The sequence below is a fragment of the Geobacter benzoatilyticus genome (genome assembly GCF_017338855.1).
Taxonomy (GTDB): Bacteria; Desulfobacterota; Desulfuromonadia; order Geobacterales; family Geobacteraceae; genus Geobacter; species Geobacter benzoatilyticus.
The window spans coordinates 607,740-628,887 of the sequence record NZ_CP071382.1 but is presented as its reverse complement, the minus strand read 5'-3'; the positions used below and the strand labels follow the sequence as shown (position 1 = coordinate 628,887).

The following is a 21,148-nucleotide window of genomic DNA, read 5'->3' as shown; positions in this document are numbered from 1 at the left end:
GAATCGTATGAATCCCACAAACAGAATGCGCCCCATCCATCCCGGTGAAGTGTTGCGAGAAGAATTTCTTGTTCCCTTGGGGATGAGCGCCCATGCGCTGGCGCTTGAACTCAAGGTGCCTGCCCCGCGCATCAACGACATCGTGCGCGAGCGCCGTGCCGTCACGCCGGATACGGCACTAAGGCTGGCCCGGTACTTCGGCACGACTCCCCAGTTCTGGCTTAATCTTCAGACCAGCTATGACCTTAAGATCGCCGAACGGGAGCTGGGGACGAAAATTGAGCGTGAAGTCCATACTCGCCTAGTGGCGTAAACGAGGGGACCTCACTCCGCGAGTTCCTTCCCCTCGAACATGCCGCTGGCGCTGATACTCTCGGCCACCTTCCGGAAGTGGAACCCGTAAATTGCCAGTGTGATGGCCAGGGGGAGGAGGCGGGGGCGCCTCAACAGGGACCAGGCGAAGAGCTTCCAGTACTGGAACCGCTCCCGCCCCAGCACCCCCAGGAACAGGATCGACGAGAAGAACGCCCGCAGGTGGGCCGGGTTCGGCTGGAACCCCCCCGGCGGGGTCCGGTACTCTTTCAGGAAAGTGATGACCCGCCGGTAGTAGGGGCGGGGGGAGTAGATGCTCTTGAGGATCTGCCGGTAGCCCCGGATGAGGGTGTCCGCCGGCATTCGGGTAACGAAGTTGAGGGCGATGGCGGTGTTGTTCCCCGAGGTGTCCCGCAGAAGCCGCCCCTCCTCTGCCAGGCGCCGGTGGAGCTTGGTCCCCCGCAGGGCCGTGAGCATCCCCACCATGGCGGTGACGATGCCGCTCTCCTGGATGAAACGGATCTGCTTCTCGAAGATGGATGCCGGGTCGCTGTCAAAACCGACGATGAACCCACCCTGCACCTGAAGCCCCGCCCGCTGGATCCGCTTGACGCTCTCGAGTAGGTCGCGGTTACGGTTCTGCACCTTGCCGCTCTCGTCGAGCCCCTCCTCGTAGGGGGTCTCGATGCCTATGAATACCTCCGTGAACCCCGCTTCCACCATGAGTGCCATGAGCCTGGGATCGTCGGCCAGGTCGATGGAGGACTCGGTGAAGAAGGAGAAGGGGTGCCCGTGGGCCTCCTGCCAGGCGATGAGGGCGGGGAGGAGTTCCCGCTTCAGCTTGTTCCGGTCGCCGATGAAGTTGTCGTCCACAAAAAAGACGCCCCCCTTCCACCCACGCTCGTGGAGGGCGTCCAGTTCTGCCATCAGCTGCCCCCTCCCTTTGGTGCGGGGCCTGCGGCCGAAAAGCTGGGTGATGTCGCAGAACTCGCAGTCGAAGGGGCAGCCGCGGGAGTACTGGATGTTCATGGCGGCGTAGTCCCGGATGTCGAGAAGCTCCCACCGGGGGAGGGGGGTCAGGCCGAGGTCGGCCCGCCCTTCGGTGCTGTAGCAGTGCCGGGCGCGCCCCGCCGCCAGATCCGCCAGAAAGGGAGGAAGGGTCAGCTCCGCCTCCCCCAGCACCAGGTGGTTCGCCTCGGGGAACTCTTCGGGAGAGCTGGTGAAGAGGGGGCCGCCGGCCACGGTGGTGACCCCGAGTGTACGGCACCGGGCGAGGATAGCCCGCACTGCGTCCCGCTGGATGGTCATGGCGCTCACGAAAACCATGTCGGCCCAGGCGAGATCCTCGTCGGCCACATCGCGGACATTCTGGTCCATGAGCCGCGTTTTCCAGTTTGCTGGAAAGAGGGCGGCAACGGTCAGGAGCCCCAGGGGCGGGAAGGCCGCCTTCTTGCCGACGAATTTCAGGGCGTGGCGGAAGCTCCAGAAGGAATCGGGGTAGCGGGGGTAGACTAGGAGAACGTTCATGGGATCCTCCGTGATCCATGAATTCCCTGTCCGGTGGGGGCAGTTTTGATGTGAAATTGTACCCGCCTGTGGATCAGACGGCTGTAATTTTTATGTAAAAGGAGAGATTGCCATGAAAAAACAACCCGTTTTTACCCTTGTCCGGCTAGTTTCACGCTTTGGCCTCTCGTCTGTCCTTTTCATGGCGCTGGCTGCCGGCGGGGCGGGTGCCAGCCCTCAGGCCTCAGCCCCGCCCGACCCCGGTCTCTACGACTTCCTGCTCCGGTTCCACGGCCATACCTGCGCCGGCTCCCTCATGGGGGCGCGGTTGGGGCTCGCGGCCAAGGCCGCCCTGAAGGCTGCCGGAGGCGAAGGTAAGCTGAAGGCCCGGTATTTCGACCACTCCTGCCCTGTGGACGGCATCCAGGTGGCAGCGGGAATCACCCTCGGGAACAAGGCCATGGAGGTGGTGGACAAAAACGAGCACCGGCTTCTCCTCACCGCCGAGAAGAACGGCCGCCAGGTGGAGGCCCGCCTGACTAAAGTGGCCGAGGAAAAGGCAAAGCCGACCCGCGACCTCTCCAAGAAGGCCCGCGCCCTTCCCGCAGGTTCACCGGAGCGGCAGCGGCTGGAGAAGGAGGTCGAGGGGATCTATGCCTGGTTCCGCACCGCCCCCGAAGCCGAGGTGGTCACGGTGCGGGTGGTCAAGTAGCACGGAGGGCACCATGATCCAGGACCCCACCGACGAGTATATCCTCACCATCACCGCCCACTGCGGCCTGGCGGGCAAAGAGCTTCTCGAAGTGGGGTGCGGCACCGGCCGCATCACCCGCGACCTGGCCCGCCACGCAAGTCGAGTGGTGGCCGTGGACCCCGACGAAGCTGCCCTGGCAAAGGCCCGGGCAGCCGACCCCGCTGATAACGTCACATTCTTCCCCATGCCCGACGGCATCCTCAACTTCCCCCCCGCTTCCTTCGACGTCGTCATCTACACCCTCTCCCTTCATCATGTCCCCCTTGCCCATATGGACGAAAACCTCTGCATCGCCGCATCTCTCCTGCGGGAAGGGGGCGTCATCGTCGTGGTGGAGCCGGGCGACGGCGGCTCCTTCACGGAGATCAAGGAACGCTTCGGCGCCGGCAGCGGCGACGAGCGCCCCGGCCGGGAGGCCGCCATCGGGGCCATGAACCGGCTCGACGGCTGGACCGTGGGGGAAACGGTTTTGTTCAGGGTGCAGTTCCTCTTTGCCGACGAGGATGACTTCATTGCCGCGAAACTCCCCGGCTTTGCCGGGAAACCGGAGGCGTACCGGCATGAGGTGCGGGAGTTTATTGCCCGGTATCGTGTGCCGGAGGGGGTTGTGCTCGATGCTGGCAGGAGGTTGAATGTTTTGCGGCGGGGATGAGAACGTGGGGCTTGATCTTACTAATCATGGGTAGTAATAAAGTGAAAAATTACTAAATATGGTTAGGGTCAGAAATAATCTGGGGAGTGTCCGAAGAAAAGAGCTTCACAAGATTGTCCATGATTTACTCCAAATAGCCAAAAGAAGAACATGGCATAACCAGCCGGTTGCACGCCGCCCCGCCCGGAAAAACTGGGCGAAGCGGGTGAACCGGGCACCCCGTTATACAGGACCAATTGAAAGAGATGATCGATCACCGTGTCATGGCTGAAATCATTAGCAGTCTTGAGAAATTAGTATTGAATTCGCTGCCTGAGATGTTATGGTTAGCCTGCGCCGACAAAAACACCCGAGTTCAATTATCGGTTGACAACTGTCAACTTTTGATTATTATTGAGGGCAAGCGAACGTGCCAACTAGCTCACCACACTATCCTTTAGCTGGCGTTAAAGCCAAAATCAAGGCCGGAGAATTTGAAATCAAGCCTAATGCACTTGACGGGGCGCGTAACGATTTTGGATGGGGGCCAGAAGAAATTAAAAAATGCCTTTTGAAGCTCAATGATAAAGACCATGCTGCCGATAAGCAAAACAACCATTACTACAAGAAAGAACAGCACCGACACCTTCCGCATACAGTCATAGACTATTATAAGGCCAGAAATATCATGGATGGCGAAAATGTCTATATTCACTTGTATATCAGAAACAGCGATCAAAAAGTAATAATCAACAGCTTTCATGAACTAGAATTCTACAATTAATTTATTTCTTATTTTGCCGTTTAGAAAGGCTATTATGCGTTGTGATATGTGCAACGGAGCAGTTAGTTCAGTAATTGGAAGTATTAGTTTTGCCAGTAAGGTGCTTGGGCGCATTTTGGTCCCGCATGTTAAGCACTCGAAATGTAGAGATTGCGGAGACATTTCTATAGATTTTAACGAATCCAAGAAAATACATGATTTTATAAGCAAAAAAGAGTCTGATGCAATTTATTCCCTTCCTATAGGTGACTTTATTTCTTTGAATGAAGCCGCTGACATCCTTGGCATTACAAAGCAAGCTTTTAGCAAGCATTCTCGCATCAAAAGAGGCTTTATTTACTCTGTCACTATCGATAACAAGAAGCTATTTTATAAAAAATCAGTGGAGGAGTTCAAGCGCACAGGCAAAGATGGACGGATTATGTTAGCTCCCCAAAAACAAGAGTTTTATGAGAAAAAGAAGGCGCATACCAATTACATCGATGCCATTATTCCATATGACAAATCGCTATATGGCAAGCTTGAAATTTACGGGATGAAACCCCATATGGAATTATTCACTAAGTGCTCTGGGCAGGCCCGCACAAAAAGGATTTTTTGTGCAACTACACATTGATAAAGGATTTACTTATGCCTGAAAAAGCTGAAGTTAAAATTAAATTAAGCAGTTTGCCTACTATGCATACCGATGGAGTTAATATCGCTTGCCGGCTTGACGGCGGCATACTGTTGCAATTAATTTCAGAATCCCCTGATGGATATTATGAAAATGTCCGAACTGTTTTTACTAAGGATTCAGCAATTGAATTCCTGGAAAATTTAGCCACTGCTCTAGATCATTTTCCAGTTAAACAGGCACCAAAAGCGAGTAAAGCCAAAAAAGTATCTAAGCCCAAGGCTTAATCTCACAACTCTGATAAACGTAAACTAAAGCGCCGTCTACATGGCGCTTTTTTTATTTGATTTTCAAAGAGCGAATCGTATAACCAGTACGCTAGACCTGACACGGTAAACCCATGCAGATAACGTAAAATATTTTTCGCTTTTTTAAAATGAAGCACGGCAGTGCCTCGAATCGGTTAGAATTGCGTCGCCAAACGAAAATTCGACCCGAAAGGAGCACGCTGCCGTGGAAGAACATTGTACCCCAAAGGCCCAAATCATCCAACTGAATGAAACTGCCGTCCGCGACCACCTTGGAGAAATGGTCCGCAGTACCGTAGAAGAGACCCTGAACCGAATGCTCGATGCCGAGGCAGACCGTTTGTGTAACGCCGAGAAGTATCAGCGTCATGAGGCCAGAGCCGATACCCGAGCCGGCTATTACCAGCGTAAGCTCCAGACTAAGGCCGGAGAAGTGACGTTAAACATGCCGAAGCTCCGGCGCCAGACCTTTGAGACGGCCATCATCGAGCGCTACCGTCGGCGTGAAACCTCGGTGGAAGAAGCGTTGATCGAGATGTACCTGGCCGGTGTTTCAGTAAGACGAATCGAAGACATTACCGAAACCCTGTGGGGAACCAAGGTCAGTCCCGGCACTATCAGCAACCTTAACAAGAAGGTCTACGCCAAGATCGAGGAGTGGCGAAACCGTCCCATCAAAGGGGAGTTCCCCTACGTCTATCTGGACGGCATCGTGCTTAAGCGCTCCTGGGGCGGCGAAGTGACCAATGTCTCGGTACTAGTAGCCATCGGCGTCAATGACCAAGGATATCGCAAAATCCTCGGTGTCTGCGAAGGGGCCAAGGAAGACAAGGCCGGCTGGTCGAGCTTCCTGCGCCACCTCAAAGAGCGGGGTCTCACTGGCGTGCGGCTGTTCATCACCGACGCTTGCATGGGGCTTGTGGAATCCCTGGCTGAGTTCTACCCGCAAACCAAATGGCAGCGCTGCACGGTTCATTTCTACCGCAATGTCTTCAGCGTGGTGCCGGCAAAGCGGATGGCGGAAGTAGCGGCCATGCTCAAGGCGATCCATGCGTCGGAAGACAAGAAGGCGGCCCTGGAAAAGGCCGAGGCTGTCTTTGCCAAGCTGGAGGCGATGAAGCTCAAGGAAGCGGCCAAGAAGGTTCAGGAATCGATTGCCGAAACCTTGTCTTACTATGACTTTCCCCGCGAGCATCGCATCCGCATCCGGACCAATAACGCCCTTGAACGGATCATGAAAGAGATCCGACGGCGGACGAAAGTTGTTGGCGCTTTCCCCGACGGGCACTCGGCATTGATGCTCTGCGCCGCTAGACTGCGTCACATTGCTGGAACCCAGTGGGGAACGAAACGCTACCTCAATATCGATCTTCTCAGAGAACAGGAACTGAACCAGCAACTCGAAGGGGCTGAGGCTGTCTAACTTTTTGAAGGCACTGCCAAAAAGAAAAAAGCGAAAAATTCTTTACACTACCCCCATGCAGGTCAGCTCGAAGCCGTTGGTCGCATAAATAATTAAAAATGAATTAGAACAGCCGCACAAGTATACGTCTTTTGAGCCCACCCTTCAGCATCGACTGAATCTTCTCTTCGAGCCCGTCAAGGCCAACCTCTTCGACCATCGACTCAAGAGCGTTGAGTTTCCACTTCGTTGCCAGACTGTGCCAGACTTCAGTACGGTGAAGCATCGGGCACTCAGCGGAATCAACCCCGATTAATCGCACTCCTCTGAGTATAAAGGGAAAGACATTCAGCGCTAGGTCGCTGGAACCGACTAGACCGCAGCAGGTGACAACTCCCCTAGGCTTGGTCGACTTGATGGCTGCCACAAGCATCTCGCCACCGACACAATCTACAACCCCGGCCCAGACGGGTTTCATCATGGGTCGCTCGCTCCCCTGCGTGACCTCGTTCCGCTCGACAACGTCGGCTGCGCCGATTGCCTTTAAATACTCTTCCTCCGACATTTTTCCAGTAGCAGCCGTCACCTGGTAGCCAGCCTTGGCGAGAATTGCAACCGCAAGGCTGCCAACCCCTCCTGTTGCCCCTGTGACGAGTATCGGGCCGTCTTCCGGTCTAACACCACCCTGTTCCAGTTCGTAGACTGAGAGCGCTGCCGTCAATCCGGCAGTCCCCAGCATCATGCTTTCCCTGAGGCTGAGACCAGCCGGCAGCTTCAATGCCCATTTGCTTGGCACCCGGATCATCTGCCCGAAGCCGCCATCGGTCTCCATGCCAAGATCATAACTTGTGACTATGACCTGATCACCGGGGGCAAAACTGCCGTCACTGCAGCTGACCACTTCTCCGGCTGCATCAATCCCGGGTGTATGTGGGAAGTTGCGGGTTACGCCGGGATTACCCGTGGCAGACAGAGCATCCTTGAAATTGAGAGAAGAATAGTGTACCCGAACCAGCAATTCGCCGGCAGGGAGATCATCAACATCGCGCTCAATAATCGTGCGCGTAAAGACTTTTTTCTCGGGTTGTTTGACCAACAGTGCCTTGAATTTTCCGGACATGACTTTCTCCCAAGGAATGATAATTGATTTGATTTTTTCAGCCTAGATCAATATTGTGATAATAACAAGTACTGACAATTAAGTTATGTAGTATCGAAAATGATACTATGCTGAATATAAAGAGGTTTATTATGAGTGTCTCAAATTTTAGTTGTGGAGTGGAAGTTACTCTGGCGGTTGTGGGTGGCAAGTGGAAGGGGCTTATTCTCTGGCATCTGCGTCTCAAGACCTTGCGCTTCGCTCAATTGCAGCGTCGCCTGAGATCAGTCACCCAGAAGATGCTGACTCAGCAACTGCGGGAGCTTGAAGCGGATGGACTGATCCACCGAAAAATATATGCCGAAGTTCCGCCACGAGTCGAATACTCCTTAACCGACGAGGGTCGAAGGATTCTTCCGATTCTGGAACTGATGTGCCAGTGGGGGCAGGATTATCTGCAAAAGACTGAAGGTATCGACCTGTGTTGCACAGAAGAGTAGGACGAAAACAAGAGACGGGTCAGCCTTTGGAAAAGGAAAATTAGAAATGGATACCCAACAAGGCCCATGGACGCCGACCGCCCGAAAAACCTGGGCGGACGGGTCATTGCCCACGCCGTTGGGCGAGAAAAAATGAGAATAATAATTGAATAAATTGCTGTGCGTTGAACGCTCGAACGGATCACAGGTTCGGAGTCTGCTCCCTAACCAGTATTGACAATTTACTCTAGAAAATGGATACTATGGTATCCTTTAAGAGTGCAAAGACTACTATAGTGTCCAGGCGGACTTATGCCATCATCACAAAACAGAACGTATCTCCCTGCTACCCGCGAGGCGACGGAACTTCTAGGTAAGCTGATTCGACTGGAGCGGCGGGAGCGCAGGATGTCTGAGAACGACTTAGCCGGACGCGCTGGTATAGCTCGCCGGACATTGCAAAGAATTGAACGCGGTGATCCTGGGTGTGCAATCGGGTTATTTTTCGAGCTGGCTGTACTAGTTGGGGTAAAGTTGTTCGACTCAGGCGACCGTTCCACTATTACTATGCATTTGGACCGGGTGAACGACAGGCTCGCAGTTCTGCCCAGCCGGATCAGGTCTTCGATAAAGGTTCACGATGATTTCTAATCCAACAGAACTATATGTCTGGATCTGGCTTCCGGACGAGACAGAGCCGGTTGTTGCAGGGAGACTCGCGGCGCAGGGGCGGACGTACATTTTTAACTATGGACGCAGCTACTTGGAACGCCACAACGCCATACCTGTTTACGACGCAGAGCTGCCGCTGACGTCCGGCATCATCCCCCTCGTGACAGGGCTCACTATGCCAGGTTGCTTACGTGACGCAGCCCCCGATGCTTGGGGTCGCCGGGTAATTCTGAATAAAAGGTTCGGTAAAACAGCCTTACAGATTGACCCGGGCAGCATTGATGAGCTTAGTTATCTAATCGAGTCCGGGTCCGATCGAATAGGAGCACTGGATTTTCAACTTTCTCCAACGGAGTACATACCCAGGTTTGCTGCCGGCGCCCCCCTGGAAGAGCTAATCAAGGCCGCCGAATTGGTAGAGAAAGGAGTGCCGCTAACTCCTGAACTCGCCCAAGCTCTGCAGCATGGCACCTCTATTGGCGGGGCACGGCCGAAAGCGTTGGTACAAAGCGACAATCACAAATACATCGCCAAATTTTCAACTTCAACTGATCTTTACTCGGTTGTAAAAGCCGAGTTTATCGCCATGAGGTTGGCGCTGATGGCTGGTTTACAAGTAGCCCCGGTGGACCTTTTGAATGTAGCTGGCAAAGATGTATTAATGGTGAAGCGATTTGATCGCGTTGCTACACCTGCTGGCTGGCAACGGAAGGGGATTGTTTCCGCATTGACGATGCTACAGCTCGACGAGATGATGGCGAGATATGCAAGCTATCATGATTTGGCGAATTTGGTACGGGAAAGATTCGTGCTGGCCCCATCAACGCTTAAAGAACTTTTTTCCCGCATTGTCTTCAATATCTTAATAGGCAACACCGACGACCACGCCCGTAACCATGCTGCTTTTTGGAATGGTCGCATGCTGCAACTTACCCCTGCTTACGACATTTGCCCGCAGTCCCGAACTGGCCGAACAGCATCGCAGGCAATGTTGATTTCAGATGGCCAAAATTCGAGCCAGATTACCACCTGCTTGAAAGCTGCTCCACATTTCCTGCTCCACGAAGCAGAAGCAGTCCGGATTATTGAAGGGCACATCCGTTGTATTGAGGAAAATTGGTCAAAGGTTTGTGAAGAGGCGGATTTGAGCGAGATTGACCGTAACATGATGTGGAGAAATCAGGTACTTAATCCCTTTGCCTTTGAAGGTTTAGAGGGCGGTTCGCTCAAGGGGTTAGCAAAAAGGTATTGTTAAGGCAAACCACTCAATTAGAGCATGACCAACACGCGGCGGCACGCGGTCTTCACTGCGCTCGCCGGCGCGCCTTTTGGCGTTGATCGCCCCATATCTCGCAAAACAAGGATCTCAGGCCGAATAAAGCCGCGTGTCACAATCCATGCGCCCATGCAGAATACGGACAATCTCGATGGCGTCATCGGACTTTTGCCGATAAAAGATTACATGGCTACCGGTGCGGAATTTCCGGTACCCATCCCGAATATCGCTGCAATCCTTACCCGCAAGGAGATTGTCTGCCAGTTGCCGAAAGGAAGCATCCGGCATTCCCAGATAGAGGTTGCGTTGGTCGCGCCCCCAATGCTTTTGTGTGTACTGTCCGATTTCTTTCAAATCAGCTTTCGCCAGGTTGGTGAGGGTGAAAGAAGGCATCAGTTGAGACCTTCATCGTCAATCTCATTGATCAGGTCCTTCAGGGAATAATCGGCGGTGCCGCTTTCATCACCTTCGATAAGCGCGCGTCGCAACAGGGAAAGCTTGGTCTCCCGTTCCTCCAGAAGCCGTAGACCAGCCCGGATAGCCTCGCTTGCCGAACCAAAGCGGCCCTGGGCGACCTGCTGGGAAATGAATTTCTCGTAGTGCGGACCTAACGTGACACTGGTATTTTTTTGCATCACAATACCTCCAGTGATTTTAATATAATCTCAAATTATTAATATCTATTGGTATAAATTAAGGTGGGAAACCAATAGGAAACAGCCGTTGAAAAGAGAAGGCGAGAAAGGCAACCATGCCTGCTGCCAAACGCCCGACAACCAAACATCACCCCAAAGGACTTACGGTCCTTTACGAGGACAAGGATGTCATCGTGGTGGAAAAGCCGTGCGGCCTCCTGACGATTGGGACGGACCGGGACAAGTCGCGAACGGTTCATACCATTCTCAACGAGTACGTCCGCAAGGGCGATCACCGCTCCAGAAACCGGGTCTACATCGTCCATCGCCTTGATCGGGATACCTCCGGCATCCTGATCCTCGCCAAGAGTGAAGCCGCCAAGATGTATCTGCAGGAGCACTGGCAGGATACCGACAAGCGCTACCTAACGGTCGTGCGTGGCAGGCTCGCGGTGAAGGCAGGGACAATCAGCAGCTGCCTGGCTGAGAACAGCGCCCTTAAGGTCTATTCAACCCCTGACCCGGCGCTGGGGAAGCTGTCCCATACGGAGTACGCGGTCATCAAGGAGGCGAAAGGGTTCAGCCTGCTGGAGATCCACCTCCTTACCGGACGCAAGCATCAGATACGGGTGCACCTGTCGGAAATGGGCCACCCCGTCGTGGGGGACAGAAAATACGGCAAGGGGAGCGAGTCCCATGGCAACCTGGCGCTCCATGCCCGGTCGCTCTCATTCACCCATCCGGTCAGCGGCAAACGGCTGACCTTTGAAACCCGCATCCCCGATTATTTCACCCGCCTGGTCGGAAGCATCGCAATGCCGACAGCCGCACCGGTCGGGACTCCCGCAAAGGATACACCATGACCAATAACGATCTGCTCCGCAGGCTCCGCTACGCCCTGAACCTGAATGGCGAAACCATTGCCGGATTATGCGCGTTGGGCGGCCATGACATCAAACCGATCGATGTGCTGAAGCTGCTGAAGAAAGAGGAAGAGCCGGGCTTTGCTGCCTGCGACGACCAGTTCCTCCGCAACTTCATACGGGGGTTGACGCTTGGGGACCGGTCTTCCTGATCGTCCCCCGTCCAAGGGAGCTCTTTGTTGTCTGATTTCAGGAAATGATGGAAAGCCAAGATCATGATAGGAGAAATCGTATGACCCCGAGACGTTTTTTCAGCATCGTGTTTGCCGCCGCTCTTTTAGCACTCCTGCCGGTTCTCGCCCTGGCCGCGCCGCTGACCCAGGTCACCTGGCTTGGCCAATCGGCCTACAAAATCGTCACCCCCGGCGGCAGGATTCTCTTCATCGACCCATGGATCGACAATCCCAAGAACCCCAAGGGGGCGGAAACCCTTGCCGCCATTGACAAGGCGGACCTGATCCTCCTCACCCATGGTCATGGCGACCACATTGGCAATACGGTGGAGATTGCCAAAAAGACCGGTGCCCAGCTGGTGGCCACCTTTGATCTGGGCAAAGCCATGGTCCAGTATGGCGGTTTTCCGGAGAAGCAGTTCGGCTTTGCCACCACGGGGTATTTCGGTGGACATATTGCGCTCCTTGACGGCGAGGTGAAGGTGGCGTTCATTCCGGCCGTGCACGGTTCGGGCCTCGAAGCGGCCGAAGGCGCGGCGGTGCCGGTGAAGAGCCTCCAGTACGGGGGACAGCCGGGGGGCTTCGTCATCTCGGTCAAGAATGGCCCGGCCATCTACCATACCGGCGATACGGACCTGTTCGGCGACATGGCGCTGGTGAAGGATTTCGGCCCCATCGACCTGATGCTGGTCTGTATCGGCGACAAGTTCACCATGGGGCCGAAGCGGGCGGCCCAGGCGGTGAAGCTGACGGGCGCCAGGGTTGCCGTGCCGATGCACTACGGCACCTTCCCGGTACTGACCGGCACCCCCGGCGAGTTCGCCGAGGAGACGAAAAAGGCCAGCCCCGGCACCACCGTGAAGATTCTCCAGGTGGGGGAGACCTTGACCCTGCCCCTGGCGCATGCAATGAAGCCGCCCCGAGGCGCCGGGAGGTGATATGACCATCAGATGCACGGAAATCCGGGACAGATTTGTTTGGTTTTCAATGACGATAATTGCCAACTCACTTGAGGATTTGCCGACATCGGCGTAGATACCGGCGCGGCAAACTCTGCCGCACCGGTTAAACTCAGCTCCGTTGATCACGAAAACGAGAAAATGAAAAAAACAGCCCTGCAATCGGCAATTCTCTCCGCAACGCTCTTCGGCATTTCTCCGGTCGCTTGCAAAGCCATTATCGGAGAGATGCCATCATCACTTCTCGCCGGACTTCTCTATCTCGGGTCGGGCATCGGTCTTACCGGCGTGGTGTTCCATCGGGGGACCGACATTCGCCGACACCTGCTGAACCTTTCCTTGAGACAGAAGTGCCTTTTGGCGGGGGCCATCCTTTCGGGCGGCGTTGCGGCGCCGCTCTTTCTCGCCTATGCCATACAACGGGGGACAGCAAGCGAGGTGGCACTGCTGCTGAACTTCGAGGCGGTTGCCACAACCCTGCTTGCGTGGCTGATATTTCACGAAAATATCGGACGGAGGTTATGGCTGGGGAAATTGTTGATCGTGGCCGCGTCGGTGCTGGTCGTCTCCACCGGTGCCGGCGCTCTGCACGTGTCGATTCCTGGTCTGGCCGTGCTTGCCGCCTGCCTATTCTGGGGTATCGACAACAACCTGACGCGAGAACTTGAAACAATTCCCGCCCCTCTTTTGGCAAGCCTCAAGGGATGGAGCGCCGGTTTGTTCAACGTGCTCATGTCCCTGGTTCTCTTCAGAGGCCACGTCACGGCATTCCAAATCACCGGGGCGCTTCTCATTGGCGCATTGAGCTATGGCGCCAGCCTGGTGCTCTTCATTCACGCCCTGAGAGAGATCGGTTCCGCCAGAACCAGCACCTGGTTTGCTTCGGGGCCGTTCATCGGTTCGGTGCTTTCGGTTATCCTCCTGGGAGAGCGGCCGCCGGGAGAGTACTGGCTTGCGGCACTGATAATGGTTTCCGGGGTGTTTTTACTGTACGGGGAAGCCCATCGACACTTCCATCGCCATGACGCGGTTGCCCATTCCCACTCCCACGAGCATGACGAGCATCATCACCATGAGCACGTCGAAGGCGAGAGTGAAGAAAAGCACGAACATTTCCACGTCCACGAACCGATTACCCATTCCCATGTCCACTGGCCGGACATCCATCATCGGCATAGTCATTAGGGGAAGGACGTGCAATGCTCGGGGAGGGAGGGAATGTTGAGAAAACAACGTCTCCGGGAGATCGCCGTTTCTTCGGTTTTCTATTCTGATTGGAGTTTCTGTTGCCGGGCTGGCCGGGATGTTTTCCGGTTTTCTAGCAGGACTCTTCCTCGATCCTGTCCAGCAGTTGCAGTGCCTCGCGATCATCCTGCTCCTCGAGCAATTCACGGATATTGTTGATGTAGGAGTGGATCAGGAATAGCTCGTCGAGCACGCGGCCGTTGTTCGATTCGGGGGAGTTGCAGAGAGCGAGCTTCTTTTTGAAGTGTTCCCAGAAGGGATTGCTCGTTTCCGGATTGTCGATATGCCGCCGCATCATGGCGACCAAGCGGCGCGCGTTGCCGTCTCCGTCGATTCCCTTGAACGTCACATAACGGTCAGTCTCCTTTGCTTTCATGGGGTCTCCTTTCGTGTATTATTGCCTTTAAAAAGTCCCGGTGCTGCCTGTTCTTGCGGCAGGTGAGACCGATGGATGGGTGGGGCGGCATCTTAACATTAAAAGATGACGGGATTCTTCGGCCGTTCTTGTTCCATGGGCAACATAACGAATGGTAGTCTTTGCAGGGAGTGGACCAGAATGATACCCGCCGGGTACGAGGAGATCGATCAATGGGAGATGATATGACCATAAGATGCGGCTGGTGCGGCACCGACCCCCTATACATCGCCTACCATGACGAGGAGTGGGGTGTTCCGGTGCACGACGACCGGCACCTTTTCGAGATGCTGATCCTTGAGGGTGCCCAGGCGGGGCTTTCGTGGCTGACGATCCTCCGCAAGCGCGAGGCGTACCGCCGGGCCTTCGCCAATTTCGATGCGGAAACGGTCGCCGCCTGGTCCGAGCCGGAGGTGCAGCGCCTTCTGGCCGACGGGGGAATTGTGCGGAACCGCCTGAAGATCGAGTCGGTCATAAAAAACGCGCGGGGAGTCCTGAAAATCCGGGAGGAGTTCGGATCGCTGGATGCGTACCTATGGGGCTTCGTGGATCACCGGCCCCGGCAGAACGCCTGGCGCACCCTTGCGGAAGTGCCGGCCCGGACGGAGCAGTCCGATGCCATGGGCAAGGATTTGAAGCGGCGGGGATTCAATTTCGTGGGGTCCACCATCTGCTACGCCTTCATGCAGGCCGTGGGGATGGTGAACGACCACGTGACCTCCTGCTGCCGCTACGGGGAGATCCGGCAACAGGTTCAGCGGGAGTCAGGGTGAAAAGGTCACGAGGAAGGGGTGGTTGCAGCCGGCCCGCTCCACCAGGTCGCGCACCGCATTAACTCCCCCGGCGGCGGTTTCGCTCAGGCGATGCTCCCGCTCCAGATGGACGAGGACCGGGAGGTTTCCGTAGAGGTTGAAGCCGAAGGTTTCCGCCATGCGGCCGGCGGCACAGCTCTCGAAGTCCTGCCCCAGGTCCTGGGTCGCTTTCACGTAGTGCATGGGAAACGCCACAACGCTCTGGTCGAGGCTCTCCACGAACCCCTGTTTTTCCTCCCGCGAAAGGGTCGAGAAGTCGGCGCCGCACCAGCGGCTCTCCTTGGTGGAAAGGAGTGAGCGGCAGGAGAAGGGGCGCCGGTCGTAAATGCCGCAAGCGCCGTCTGAGTCGAGAAAGGGGCAGCCCCCCAGGGAGCGGCGCGCCCGGAGAAACGACGGGAAATCAGGTGCGGCGAAGGCGGCGGCCCGGATTTCCGCCGCGTGCCCGGCAAGGGGGGCGGCATGGCGGTCGGCAAGGACTCCCGAAACGGCGAGGGCCTCGGTGAACGTGCAGTTCACCGCCAGGCTGCAGCAGGCATGGCACCCCTTCCCGCAGTGGATCGTCCCCTTCTTCAGGGCGTATCCGGCAAGCCAGTCCCTGACGGCAACGTCGAACAGCGCCTGCTGGTCCATTATTTCATCCATAAGCTCTTGCCACATGACTAACTCCTTCGTATGCTGCGGTAGATGCTGCCGGCGGCACCGGCGACAGTAATTGATTGGGATTGAATTGTAAAGGAGCAGCAATGTCCAACCAGAGAACACCATGGGATGAACGATACGATACGGCCGATTTCGCCTACGGGCGGGAGCCCAACGCCTTCCTCGCCGGGAAGGGCGGGATGATTCCGACGGGGGATGTCCTTTGCCTGGCGGAAGGGGAGGGGCGAAATGCCGTCTTTCTGGCGAAGCTGGGGCATCGGGTGGTGGCGGTGGATTCCTCTGCCGTGGGGCTGGCCAAGGCAGCGCGGCTGGCCGGGGATAACGGCGTGCGGATCGAGACGGTGACCGCCGATCTGGCCGAATTTGCCCTGGAGCCGGGGCGGTGGGACGCCATTGTTTCCATCTTCTGCCATGTGCCGCTCCCGGTGCGCCGGGCTCTCCACCACAAGGTGGTCGAGGGGCTGCGCCCCGGCGGGCTCTTCATTCTGGAGGCATACACCCCGGCGCAACTGGCGCTTCGGACCGGCGGCCCGCCGTCGGAGGATATGATGATGACCCTGGCCGGTCTGCGGGAAGAGCTTGCCGGACTGGAGTTTGTGGAGGGGCGGGAGATTGAGCGTGACGTGGTGGAGGGGCGGCTCCACACGGGCCGCGGCGCCGTGGTGCAGGTGGTGGCGCGGAAACCGTGAGGAGGTGAATTCATGCGGGTAAATTGCCCGAAGTGCGGCCTTTCCGGCCAGATGGACGACGCGCGCATTCCCGGTCAGGGGGGGCACCTAACCTGCCCCCGCTGCAAAGAGCGGTTCTTCGTGGCGAAGGAGGAGTCGCCTCCAGCCCCGCCCCCCGTTGCCGCTCCGCCTCCCCGTGCCGCGGAAAAATCTCCGGCCGCCGGGGGCGTCGCCTCCGCCGGGGCGCACGACGAGGGGATCTCCTTTGTCCGGAAGCTCGAACGGGAGACCGCGGCGTGGCAGGATGAGGGGCTCATCGACGCGGGGCAGCGGGACCGTATCATGGCCCGCTACCGGCGGCTTCGCGAGGTGGAGGAGAAGGCGGGGCCGGGGAGGCTGGTGACGGTCATCTCGGTGCTCGGCTCGATCCTCGTGGGGGTCGGCATCCTTCTCTTCATCTCCTCCAACTGGTCCGAGATTCCCCGCTGGGGAAAGCTCGCCATCATCTTCTCCGCCATGCTAGGAAGCTACGACGCCGGCTACCGGCTCCGCTACGAGGGGGGGACCTTCCCCAGGGTTGGTGCCTCTCTCATCTTCCTCGGCACCGTGATCTTCGGCGGCGGCATCTTCCTCGTCGCCCAGATCTTCCACGTATCAGTCCACTACCCGAACGGCCCCCTCATGTGGGGGCTCGCCATCCTTCCCCTGGCCTACCTGCTCCGGTTCAAAAGCATCCTCACCCTGGCCATCGGCGTGCTGCTCGTCTGGCTCGGCACGGAGGCCGGGTTTCACCTCGAAGGGGAGTACGGCTACAGCGGGCTGGCGATGATCTCGCTCTTTCTTGCCGCCGGGCTCCTCCTCTGGGGCGTGGGGCTCGCCCACCGGGGCGCTCCGGCGCTTCGCGACATGGCGGCGCCATGGCTCCAACTGGGCGTGGCCGTCACCTTCCTCTGCGCCTTTTTCCTTACCTTTGCCGAGGTCTTTCGCCACTGGCGGGCCGCTGACGGACTCAGCCCCTTCCTGGGGGTGATGGGGGTCCTCTTCTGCGGCGCGGTCCTTCTCCGGGCGCGGCTCCGGGAGCCGGAAAAGGGGTGGAAGGCCGAGATTCTCATCCTCTGTGCTGCCATGGCGGGCGTCATCTATCTCGCCACCGGCTTCACCGGCGTAAATACCGAAGGCGGGGCAAGCGCCGTCGCCATCGTGGCCAATCTGATCTACGCCGCCGGTTTGATAGGTATCATCGTCCTCGGCTACCTGCGCCGCACGACCGCCTACATCAACCTGGGGCTCATCTTCTTCGTCATCGACATCATCGCCCGCTACGTGGATTTCTTCTGGAAGCTGCTCCCCCGCTCCCTCTTTTTCATCGCGGGGGGGCTCATCCTGCTGGCGGGTGGCGTTTTCCTCGAACGTAAGCGCCGCAGCGTCATCGAGTCGTTCCACAAAGGGGAGGTGGCCTGATGCGCGTGAAATTCATTGCCCTCGTCCTCCTGCAGGCCCTTCTCCTCGCGGGGATCGCCGGGTACCGCCAGTGGTGGGTCGCCACTGGAACCAGCGTCCTGCTCCGCACCGAACCGGTGGACCCCCGGGACCTCTTCCGGGGGGATTACGTGCAGCTCACCTACGGCATCACCAACCTGGATATCGACCAGCTCGGAGCGCGGGATGATTTCCGGCGCAACGACCGGGTCTACGTCCTGCTTCAGCGGGAGGCCGACGGCACGTACCGCCCCACGGCCCTCCGCACGATCGAACCGACATCCGGCACCTATATCCAGGGGCGGGTACTGAGGGGGGCGACCCCGATTTCGCGCTGGGAAATTACGGTGCGCGACGATGCCGGAGCGATACAGGTGCTGCGCCCCCGCTGGTTCACCTTCAAACAGGGGGATCGCATTCGCCTCTGCCTCAATGCCCAGGATGCCGTCATGAACATAAGCAGGGCCGACTCCGGCGACGGCTGCTGGAACAAGGAGTGGCGCCAGGTGATCGGCACCGTGGAGGAAGTGCGGGAGCGCCGGAGCCGCCAGGTAGCGGTTAACTACGGCATCGAGAACTATTTTGTCGAAGAAGGGAAGGGGCGGGCCATCGAAGCCGCCCGCAACGCCAGTGACCTGCGGGTGGAGGTGAGCCTCCGCCGCGACGGCAAGGGGACCATCACCGGCCTGCTTATGGACGGGAAACGGCTGCGCTGAGAGGATGGGCTGAAGGCGAGTGCGGGAGCTGTCTCTGCCGCTTATTCAATGGTATTGGATATTGCTAATCATGGGGATTTTGCTACAGTTCCGAAGGTATTCTCTCTTGTGGAGGAGGATGGCCTGGCGGCGGTGTGGTTCCTTTTTCCCAAGTTTCCATTTGGGTAGATTAACGGTTCTGCGCGCATATGTGAATCGGTCAATTACGAGTTGAAATGCGTAACAAATCAAAGGAATTCTGAATTTCATAGAAGCCGAGGTAATTATGCCAAAGGACAGATGGGATAAAGCAGATATTATTGCTAAAATATTTGCGACACTTCTTGTGCCAGTGGTGCTAGCTACAGCCGGAATATATTATAATAATGCGATGAAAGTAAAAGAACAGTTGCAGAAAGACAAGGAGATTAGTCTGAAAAATATAGAGATAGCTGTAGGTATTCTTAATGCTAAACCGACTAACCAAAACCAATCTTTAAGGGATTGGGCAATAAAGACAATTAATATATACTCTGAAATAAAACTGTCACCAAACGCTATGAAATTATTAAAAGAAAGGTCATTGCCTAAACCACAAGTGATTTATAAGGAGAATCCAGTTACCATTATTGACGGTGGTACCTTTATTACAGATGAAAAAGGTAGCAAATTGACAGATGAGAAGGGAAATCCTCTTGCTACTGATAAATAGGGTAATGCCTATAGAACGTTAGAATCTATGATACCAACGAGAAAATGCACCCGTCCCAAACGGTAGATTCTATTCGAATCAGATTCAAAAAAAGGGGCAGGCTACTTTTTGAGGTAGTGCGATGCCTAGAATCGCGCGAGTACATGCTGGCAGAGAAATTTACTACCTTATTAACCGTGGTAACGGGCACCAGATGAGGTAAAAGTAGCCTGTCCCCTTTTCTGCGTTCTGTCCCCTTTTCTGCGTTGTACCCTTTTCTGCGTTCGGTTTTTCCGGATTTTCGCGCGGATTTCCGCGATGCCCGTTAGGGGAAAAAGGAGGGAACTGATGATCACTACCTATCGTAGTGTACGGGCTGTACTCCTGTTTATCATAATCTTTGGCCTTTCAGGATGCGGAGGAGACTCTTCAACTGTTGATGTGGCCGATAGCTCTTCTGTACCCCCGAAAAATCAGTTAGCAATCATGTCCGGGTCGTATGGGAATGACCGGGGCAATTCAATAGCAGTTGACAGCGCCGGCAATATCGTAGTTGCCGGGTACACAGAAGGCAGTTTCGATTCAGGCATAAAGATGGGTAACTCCGATCTACTTCTTGTCAAGTACGACAAGAATGGCTCCAAGATGTGGTCGACCCAATTGGGGGTGACGGGCGCTGTTACTAAAGCTACCGGGGTTGCCATTGACGGTGCAAGCAATGTTTATGTAACTGGTTATACAGAGGGAGAACTTGACGGGCACATCACTGATGGCAACAGGGAAATGTTCCTGGTTAAGTTCACCCCACAAGGCGTTAAGTTATGGTCGAGACTGCTGGGGGAAACATATGCTTCTACCGAAGCACACGGTGTCGCCGTTGATAGCGACAGCAGCGTCTATGTTACAGGATTTTCCAGCAAATTAGTTCATCCTTATGCTTTCGACGGTAACCCATTTGTCGGCGATACAGATACCTTCCTCGTGAAATACCGCAGCAATGGAGATAAAGTGTGGTCCAAACTATTGGGTGCGTCGTCATCTTATACTGGTTTTCCAAAGACCATTGGGAACGGAATTGCAGTTGATTCATCATCTAATATTTACATAACCGGTTGGACTACAGGTCAATTTGATGCCAACGACTCATCTCATTGGCCGTATTCGTCTGTATTCAATGCTAAATTCGACGTCAACGGGAACCTCCAATGGGCAAAGACATTCGGTTCCGGAACCGTTGCCTCGAGAGCCAATGGGGTCGCAGCCGATAACCAAGGCAACACTTACATCGCAGGTTACAATTACAATTCCCACGCAAGCCTTCTTCTTTTGAAATTCGACAGCAATGGCAATGTGCAATGGTCGAAGGAAGAACAAACTGCCACTTCTGATGCTGTTTTCCAAGCGGTTGCTGTAGATGCTTCCGGGAATGTGTACCCCACAGGGTACACCCAAGTTGCTCTAGACGGGAATATAGTGACAGGTGTTGGTGATATAGTGGTTGTTAAGTATGGTCCGAATGGAGACAAAAAGTGGCAAAAACAACTGGGGTTCTCAGGTGTTTTCATGGCTGGTTACGGCTGTGCAGTGGGGCCTGAAAGTCTGTACGTAACAGGGTCTGCCTATTCCCACTGGGACCTCACCCCATCAGTGGTAACCAGTGGAACGGATATGATAATTGCGGGGTTTGACTTGTCATCTGGCTTTCATTAGCTGTGACCCTAAAGCGGATCAGTGCCCCCTCGGGAGAAAACCGGGCCCACTCGGGGGACGTAGTTGATTAGTTTACTAACTCAACGCTTAAATCAACAAATCAACTACGTCCCCTTCTCAGTCCCCTTAACCTCGTTACTTGCCCTCAATCCAAAGGGATGTTCTTTCTCTGACCTCAACAAGACTTCTCTCCCATCATCCTTAGCTTCTTGATAGTACATACTTTTGTGCATACAATAAAACC

At 55.7% G+C, this 21,148-nt stretch carries 26 protein-coding genes; 20 read left to right on the top strand and 6 right to left on the bottom strand.

The features are described 5' to 3' along the window. The first annotated feature begins 7 nt into the window (after positions 1-7). Positions 8-313: a HigA family addiction module antitoxin gene (locus tag JZM60_RS02910; protein ID WP_207164028.1), complete on the top strand. Its 306-nt coding sequence runs from the start codon at positions 8-10 to the stop codon at positions 311-313. A gap of 11 nt (positions 314-324) precedes the next feature. On the opposite strand, the gene JZM60_RS02905 is transcribed toward JZM60_RS02910, so the two are convergent. Continuing rightward, positions 325-1,839 carry a B12-binding domain-containing radical SAM protein gene (locus tag JZM60_RS02905; RefSeq protein WP_207164027.1) on the bottom strand — a complete coding sequence of 505 codons (1,515 nt, stop codon included), beginning with the start codon at positions 1,837-1,839 and terminating at the stop codon, positions 325-327. A 112-nt stretch (positions 1,840-1,951) separates the two neighbouring features. Between JZM60_RS02905 and JZM60_RS02900 the strand changes: the two genes are divergently transcribed. The 6 genes from JZM60_RS02900 to JZM60_RS02875 all read left to right on the top strand — a co-directional run bounded on the left by JZM60_RS02900 (position 1,952) and on the right by JZM60_RS02875 (position 6,334). Beyond that, the gene (locus tag JZM60_RS02900; protein WP_241426354.1) at positions 1,952-2,530 is read left to right on the top strand and encodes a formylmethanofuran dehydrogenase subunit E family protein; all 579 of its coding nucleotides are present in this window, start codon (positions 1,952-1,954) and stop codon (positions 2,528-2,530) included. A gap of 13 nt (positions 2,531-2,543) precedes the next feature. Next, positions 2,544-3,224, top strand: a complete 681-nt coding sequence (locus JZM60_RS02895; protein ID WP_207164026.1) for a class I SAM-dependent methyltransferase — start codon at positions 2,544-2,546, stop codon at positions 3,222-3,224. Positions 3,225-3,633: 409 nt separating this feature from the next. After that, a complete protein-coding gene (locus JZM60_RS02890; RefSeq protein WP_207164025.1) occupies positions 3,634-3,987 on the top strand; it encodes a type II toxin-antitoxin system MqsR family toxin in 354 nt (117 codons plus the stop codon). A 34-nt stretch (positions 3,988-4,021) separates the two neighbouring features. Continuing rightward, positions 4,022-4,603, top strand: a complete 582-nt coding sequence (locus JZM60_RS02885; RefSeq protein WP_167336803.1) for a MerR family transcriptional regulator — start codon at positions 4,022-4,024, stop codon at positions 4,601-4,603. A gap of 14 nt (positions 4,604-4,617) precedes the next feature. Further along, on the top strand, positions 4,618-4,890 hold the full coding sequence (locus JZM60_RS02880) for a hypothetical protein (RefSeq protein WP_153305686.1): 273 nt from the start codon (positions 4,618-4,620) through the stop codon (positions 4,888-4,890). 301 nt (positions 4,891-5,191) lie between these two features. Next, a complete protein-coding gene (locus tag JZM60_RS02875) occupies positions 5,192-6,334 on the top strand; it encodes an IS256 family transposase (protein ID WP_241426420.1) in 1,143 nt (380 codons plus the stop codon). Between the two features lie 103 nt (positions 6,335-6,437). Here the strand turns inward: JZM60_RS02875 and JZM60_RS02870 are convergent, their stop codons facing one another. Further along, positions 6,438-7,433 (bottom strand): YhdH/YhfP family quinone oxidoreductase, encoded by a 996-nt coding sequence (locus JZM60_RS02870; RefSeq protein ID WP_207164024.1) that lies wholly within the window; start codon positions 7,431-7,433, stop codon positions 6,438-6,440. A gap of 131 nt (positions 7,434-7,564) precedes the next feature. Here JZM60_RS02870 and JZM60_RS02865 point away from each other — a divergent pair, with 131 nt between their 5' ends. From JZM60_RS02865 to JZM60_RS02855, 3 genes are all read left to right on the top strand, one after another. Continuing rightward, entirely contained in the window at positions 7,565-7,912 is a 348-nt protein-coding gene (locus JZM60_RS02865; RefSeq protein WP_045667396.1) for a winged helix-turn-helix transcriptional regulator, read from the top strand. A 291-nt stretch (positions 7,913-8,203) separates the two neighbouring features. Beyond that, positions 8,204-8,542, top strand: coding sequence for a helix-turn-helix domain-containing protein (locus JZM60_RS16885; RefSeq protein ID WP_207164023.1), 339 nt, complete (start codon positions 8,204-8,206; stop codon positions 8,540-8,542). 112 nt (positions 8,543-8,654) lie between these two features. Further along, the gene (locus JZM60_RS02855) at positions 8,655-9,818 is read left to right on the top strand and encodes a type II toxin-antitoxin system HipA family toxin (protein ID WP_241426353.1); all 1,164 of its coding nucleotides are present in this window, start codon (positions 8,655-8,657) and stop codon (positions 9,816-9,818) included. Between the two features lie 111 nt (positions 9,819-9,929). On the opposite strand, the gene JZM60_RS02850 is transcribed toward JZM60_RS02855, so the two are convergent. Together JZM60_RS02850 and JZM60_RS02845 are read right to left on the bottom strand one after the other, a co-directional pair. After that, positions 9,930-10,232: a type II toxin-antitoxin system RelE/ParE family toxin gene (locus tag JZM60_RS02850; protein WP_207164021.1), complete on the bottom strand. Its 303-nt coding sequence runs from the start codon at positions 10,230-10,232 to the stop codon at positions 9,930-9,932. Continuing rightward, complete coding sequence (locus tag JZM60_RS02845) at positions 10,232-10,474, bottom strand: type II toxin-antitoxin system ParD family antitoxin (RefSeq protein ID WP_207165446.1); 243 nt, start codon at positions 10,472-10,474, stop codon at positions 10,232-10,234. Before JZM60_RS02845 ends, JZM60_RS02850 begins: the two co-directional genes overlap by 1 nt. 116 nt (positions 10,475-10,590) lie before the next feature. Between JZM60_RS02845 and JZM60_RS02840 the strand changes: the two genes are divergently transcribed. The 4 genes from JZM60_RS02840 to JZM60_RS02825 all read left to right on the top strand — a co-directional run bounded on the left by JZM60_RS02840 (position 10,591) and on the right by JZM60_RS02825 (position 13,714). Further along, positions 10,591-11,337, top strand: coding sequence for an RluA family pseudouridine synthase (locus JZM60_RS02840; protein ID WP_207164020.1), 747 nt, complete (start codon positions 10,591-10,593; stop codon positions 11,335-11,337). Then, the gene (locus JZM60_RS02835; RefSeq protein WP_207164019.1) at positions 11,334-11,549 is read left to right on the top strand and encodes a DUF1456 family protein; all 216 of its coding nucleotides are present in this window, start codon (positions 11,334-11,336) and stop codon (positions 11,547-11,549) included. Before JZM60_RS02840 ends, JZM60_RS02835 begins: the two co-directional genes overlap by 4 nt. Positions 11,550-11,629: 80 nt before the next feature. Then, entirely contained in the window at positions 11,630-12,508 is an 879-nt protein-coding gene (locus tag JZM60_RS02830; protein WP_207164018.1) for a metal-dependent hydrolase, read from the top strand. Positions 12,509-12,670: 162 nt separating this feature from the next. Then, complete coding sequence (locus JZM60_RS02825; protein WP_207164017.1) at positions 12,671-13,714, top strand: DMT family transporter; 1,044 nt, start codon at positions 12,671-12,673, stop codon at positions 13,712-13,714. Positions 13,715-13,847: 133 nt separating this feature from the next. Here the strand turns inward: JZM60_RS02825 and cowN are convergent, their stop codons facing one another. Continuing rightward, on the bottom strand, positions 13,848-14,150 hold the full coding sequence (gene cowN / locus JZM60_RS02820) for a N(2)-fixation sustaining protein CowN (RefSeq protein WP_207164016.1): 303 nt from the start codon (positions 14,148-14,150) through the stop codon (positions 13,848-13,850). A gap of 224 nt (positions 14,151-14,374) precedes the next feature. Between cowN and JZM60_RS02815 the strand changes: the two genes are divergently transcribed. Continuing rightward, positions 14,375-14,962 carry a DNA-3-methyladenine glycosylase I gene (locus JZM60_RS02815; protein ID WP_207165444.1) on the top strand — a complete coding sequence of 196 codons (588 nt, stop codon included), beginning with the start codon at positions 14,375-14,377 and terminating at the stop codon, positions 14,960-14,962. On the opposite strand, the gene JZM60_RS02810 is transcribed toward JZM60_RS02815, so the two are convergent. After that, positions 14,954-15,658 (bottom strand): YkgJ family cysteine cluster protein, encoded by a 705-nt coding sequence (locus tag JZM60_RS02810; protein ID WP_207164015.1) that lies wholly within the window; start codon positions 15,656-15,658, stop codon positions 14,954-14,956. The genes JZM60_RS02815 and JZM60_RS02810 overlap by 9 nt on opposite strands. Positions 15,659-15,744: 86 nt before the next feature. On the opposite strand from JZM60_RS02810, the gene JZM60_RS02805 reads away from it, so the two are divergent. From JZM60_RS02805 to JZM60_RS02785, 5 genes are all read left to right on the top strand, one after another. Further along, complete coding sequence (locus JZM60_RS02805) at positions 15,745-16,350, top strand: SAM-dependent methyltransferase (protein WP_207164014.1); 606 nt, start codon at positions 15,745-15,747, stop codon at positions 16,348-16,350. 12 nt (positions 16,351-16,362) lie between these two features. Beyond that, positions 16,363-17,790: a DUF2157 domain-containing protein gene (locus tag JZM60_RS02800; protein ID WP_207165442.1), complete on the top strand. Its 1,428-nt coding sequence runs from the start codon at positions 16,363-16,365 to the stop codon at positions 17,788-17,790. Next, positions 17,790-18,524: a GDYXXLXY domain-containing protein gene (locus JZM60_RS02795; protein WP_207164013.1), complete on the top strand. Its 735-nt coding sequence runs from the start codon at positions 17,790-17,792 to the stop codon at positions 18,522-18,524. The genes JZM60_RS02800 and JZM60_RS02795 overlap by 1 nt, the downstream gene beginning before the upstream one ends. 265 nt (positions 18,525-18,789) lie before the next feature. Continuing rightward, a complete protein-coding gene (locus JZM60_RS02790) occupies positions 18,790-19,215 on the top strand; it encodes a hypothetical protein (RefSeq protein ID WP_207164012.1) in 426 nt (141 codons plus the stop codon). 327 nt (positions 19,216-19,542) lie between these two features. Then, positions 19,543-20,904 (top strand): SBBP repeat-containing protein, encoded by a 1,362-nt coding sequence (locus JZM60_RS02785; RefSeq protein WP_207164011.1) that lies wholly within the window; start codon positions 19,543-19,545, stop codon positions 20,902-20,904. The last annotated feature ends 244 nt before the right edge of the window (positions 20,905-21,148 follow it).

Coding starts and splice junctions, on each gene's coding strand:
- JZM60_RS02910 (WP_207164028.1), top strand. CDS start 8: ATGAATCCCACAAACAGAATGCGCCCCATCCATCCCGGTGAAGTGTTG.
- JZM60_RS02905 (WP_207164027.1), bottom strand. CDS start 1,839: ATGAACGTTCTCCTAGTCTACCCCCGCTACCCCGATTCCTTCTGGAGC.
- JZM60_RS02900 (WP_241426354.1), top strand. CDS start 1,952: ATGAAAAAACAACCCGTTTTTACCCTTGTCCGGCTAGTTTCACGCTTT.
- JZM60_RS02895 (WP_207164026.1), top strand. CDS start 2,544: ATGATCCAGGACCCCACCGACGAGTATATCCTCACCATCACCGCCCAC.
- JZM60_RS02885 (WP_167336803.1), top strand. CDS start 4,022: ATGCGTTGTGATATGTGCAACGGAGCAGTTAGTTCAGTAATTGGAAGT.
- JZM60_RS02880 (WP_153305686.1), top strand. CDS start 4,618: ATGCCTGAAAAAGCTGAAGTTAAAATTAAATTAAGCAGTTTGCCTACT.
- JZM60_RS02875 (WP_241426420.1), top strand. CDS start 5,192: ATGGTCCGCAGTACCGTAGAAGAGACCCTGAACCGAATGCTCGATGCC.
- JZM60_RS02870 (WP_207164024.1), bottom strand. CDS start 7,433: ATGTCCGGAAAATTCAAGGCACTGTTGGTCAAACAACCCGAGAAAAAA.
- JZM60_RS02865 (WP_045667396.1), top strand. CDS start 7,565: ATGAGTGTCTCAAATTTTAGTTGTGGAGTGGAAGTTACTCTGGCGGTT.
- JZM60_RS16885 (WP_207164023.1), top strand. CDS start 8,204: ATGCCATCATCACAAAACAGAACGTATCTCCCTGCTACCCGCGAGGCG.
- JZM60_RS02850 (WP_207164021.1), bottom strand. CDS start 10,232: ATGCCTTCTTTCACCCTCACCAACCTGGCGAAAGCTGATTTGAAAGAA.
- JZM60_RS02845 (WP_207165446.1), bottom strand. CDS start 10,474: ATGCAAAAAAATACCAGTGTCACGTTAGGTCCGCACTACGAGAAATTC.
- JZM60_RS02840 (WP_207164020.1), top strand. CDS start 10,591: ATGCCTGCTGCCAAACGCCCGACAACCAAACATCACCCCAAAGGACTT.
- JZM60_RS02835 (WP_207164019.1), top strand. CDS start 11,334: ATGACCAATAACGATCTGCTCCGCAGGCTCCGCTACGCCCTGAACCTG.
- JZM60_RS02830 (WP_207164018.1), top strand. CDS start 11,630: ATGACCCCGAGACGTTTTTTCAGCATCGTGTTTGCCGCCGCTCTTTTA.
- JZM60_RS02825 (WP_207164017.1), top strand. CDS start 12,671: ATGAAAAAAACAGCCCTGCAATCGGCAATTCTCTCCGCAACGCTCTTC.
- cowN (WP_207164016.1), bottom strand. CDS start 14,150: ATGAAAGCAAAGGAGACTGACCGTTATGTGACGTTCAAGGGAATCGAC.
- JZM60_RS02815 (WP_207165444.1), top strand. CDS start 14,375: ATGACCATAAGATGCGGCTGGTGCGGCACCGACCCCCTATACATCGCC.
- JZM60_RS02810 (WP_207164015.1), bottom strand. CDS start 15,658: ATGTGGCAAGAGCTTATGGATGAAATAATGGACCAGCAGGCGCTGTTC.
- JZM60_RS02805 (WP_207164014.1), top strand. CDS start 15,745: ATGTCCAACCAGAGAACACCATGGGATGAACGATACGATACGGCCGAT.
- JZM60_RS02800 (WP_207165442.1), top strand. CDS start 16,363: ATGCGGGTAAATTGCCCGAAGTGCGGCCTTTCCGGCCAGATGGACGAC.
- JZM60_RS02795 (WP_207164013.1), top strand. CDS start 17,790: ATGCGCGTGAAATTCATTGCCCTCGTCCTCCTGCAGGCCCTTCTCCTC.
- JZM60_RS02790 (WP_207164012.1), top strand. CDS start 18,790: ATGCCAAAGGACAGATGGGATAAAGCAGATATTATTGCTAAAATATTT.
- JZM60_RS02785 (WP_207164011.1), top strand. CDS start 19,543: ATGATCACTACCTATCGTAGTGTACGGGCTGTACTCCTGTTTATCATA.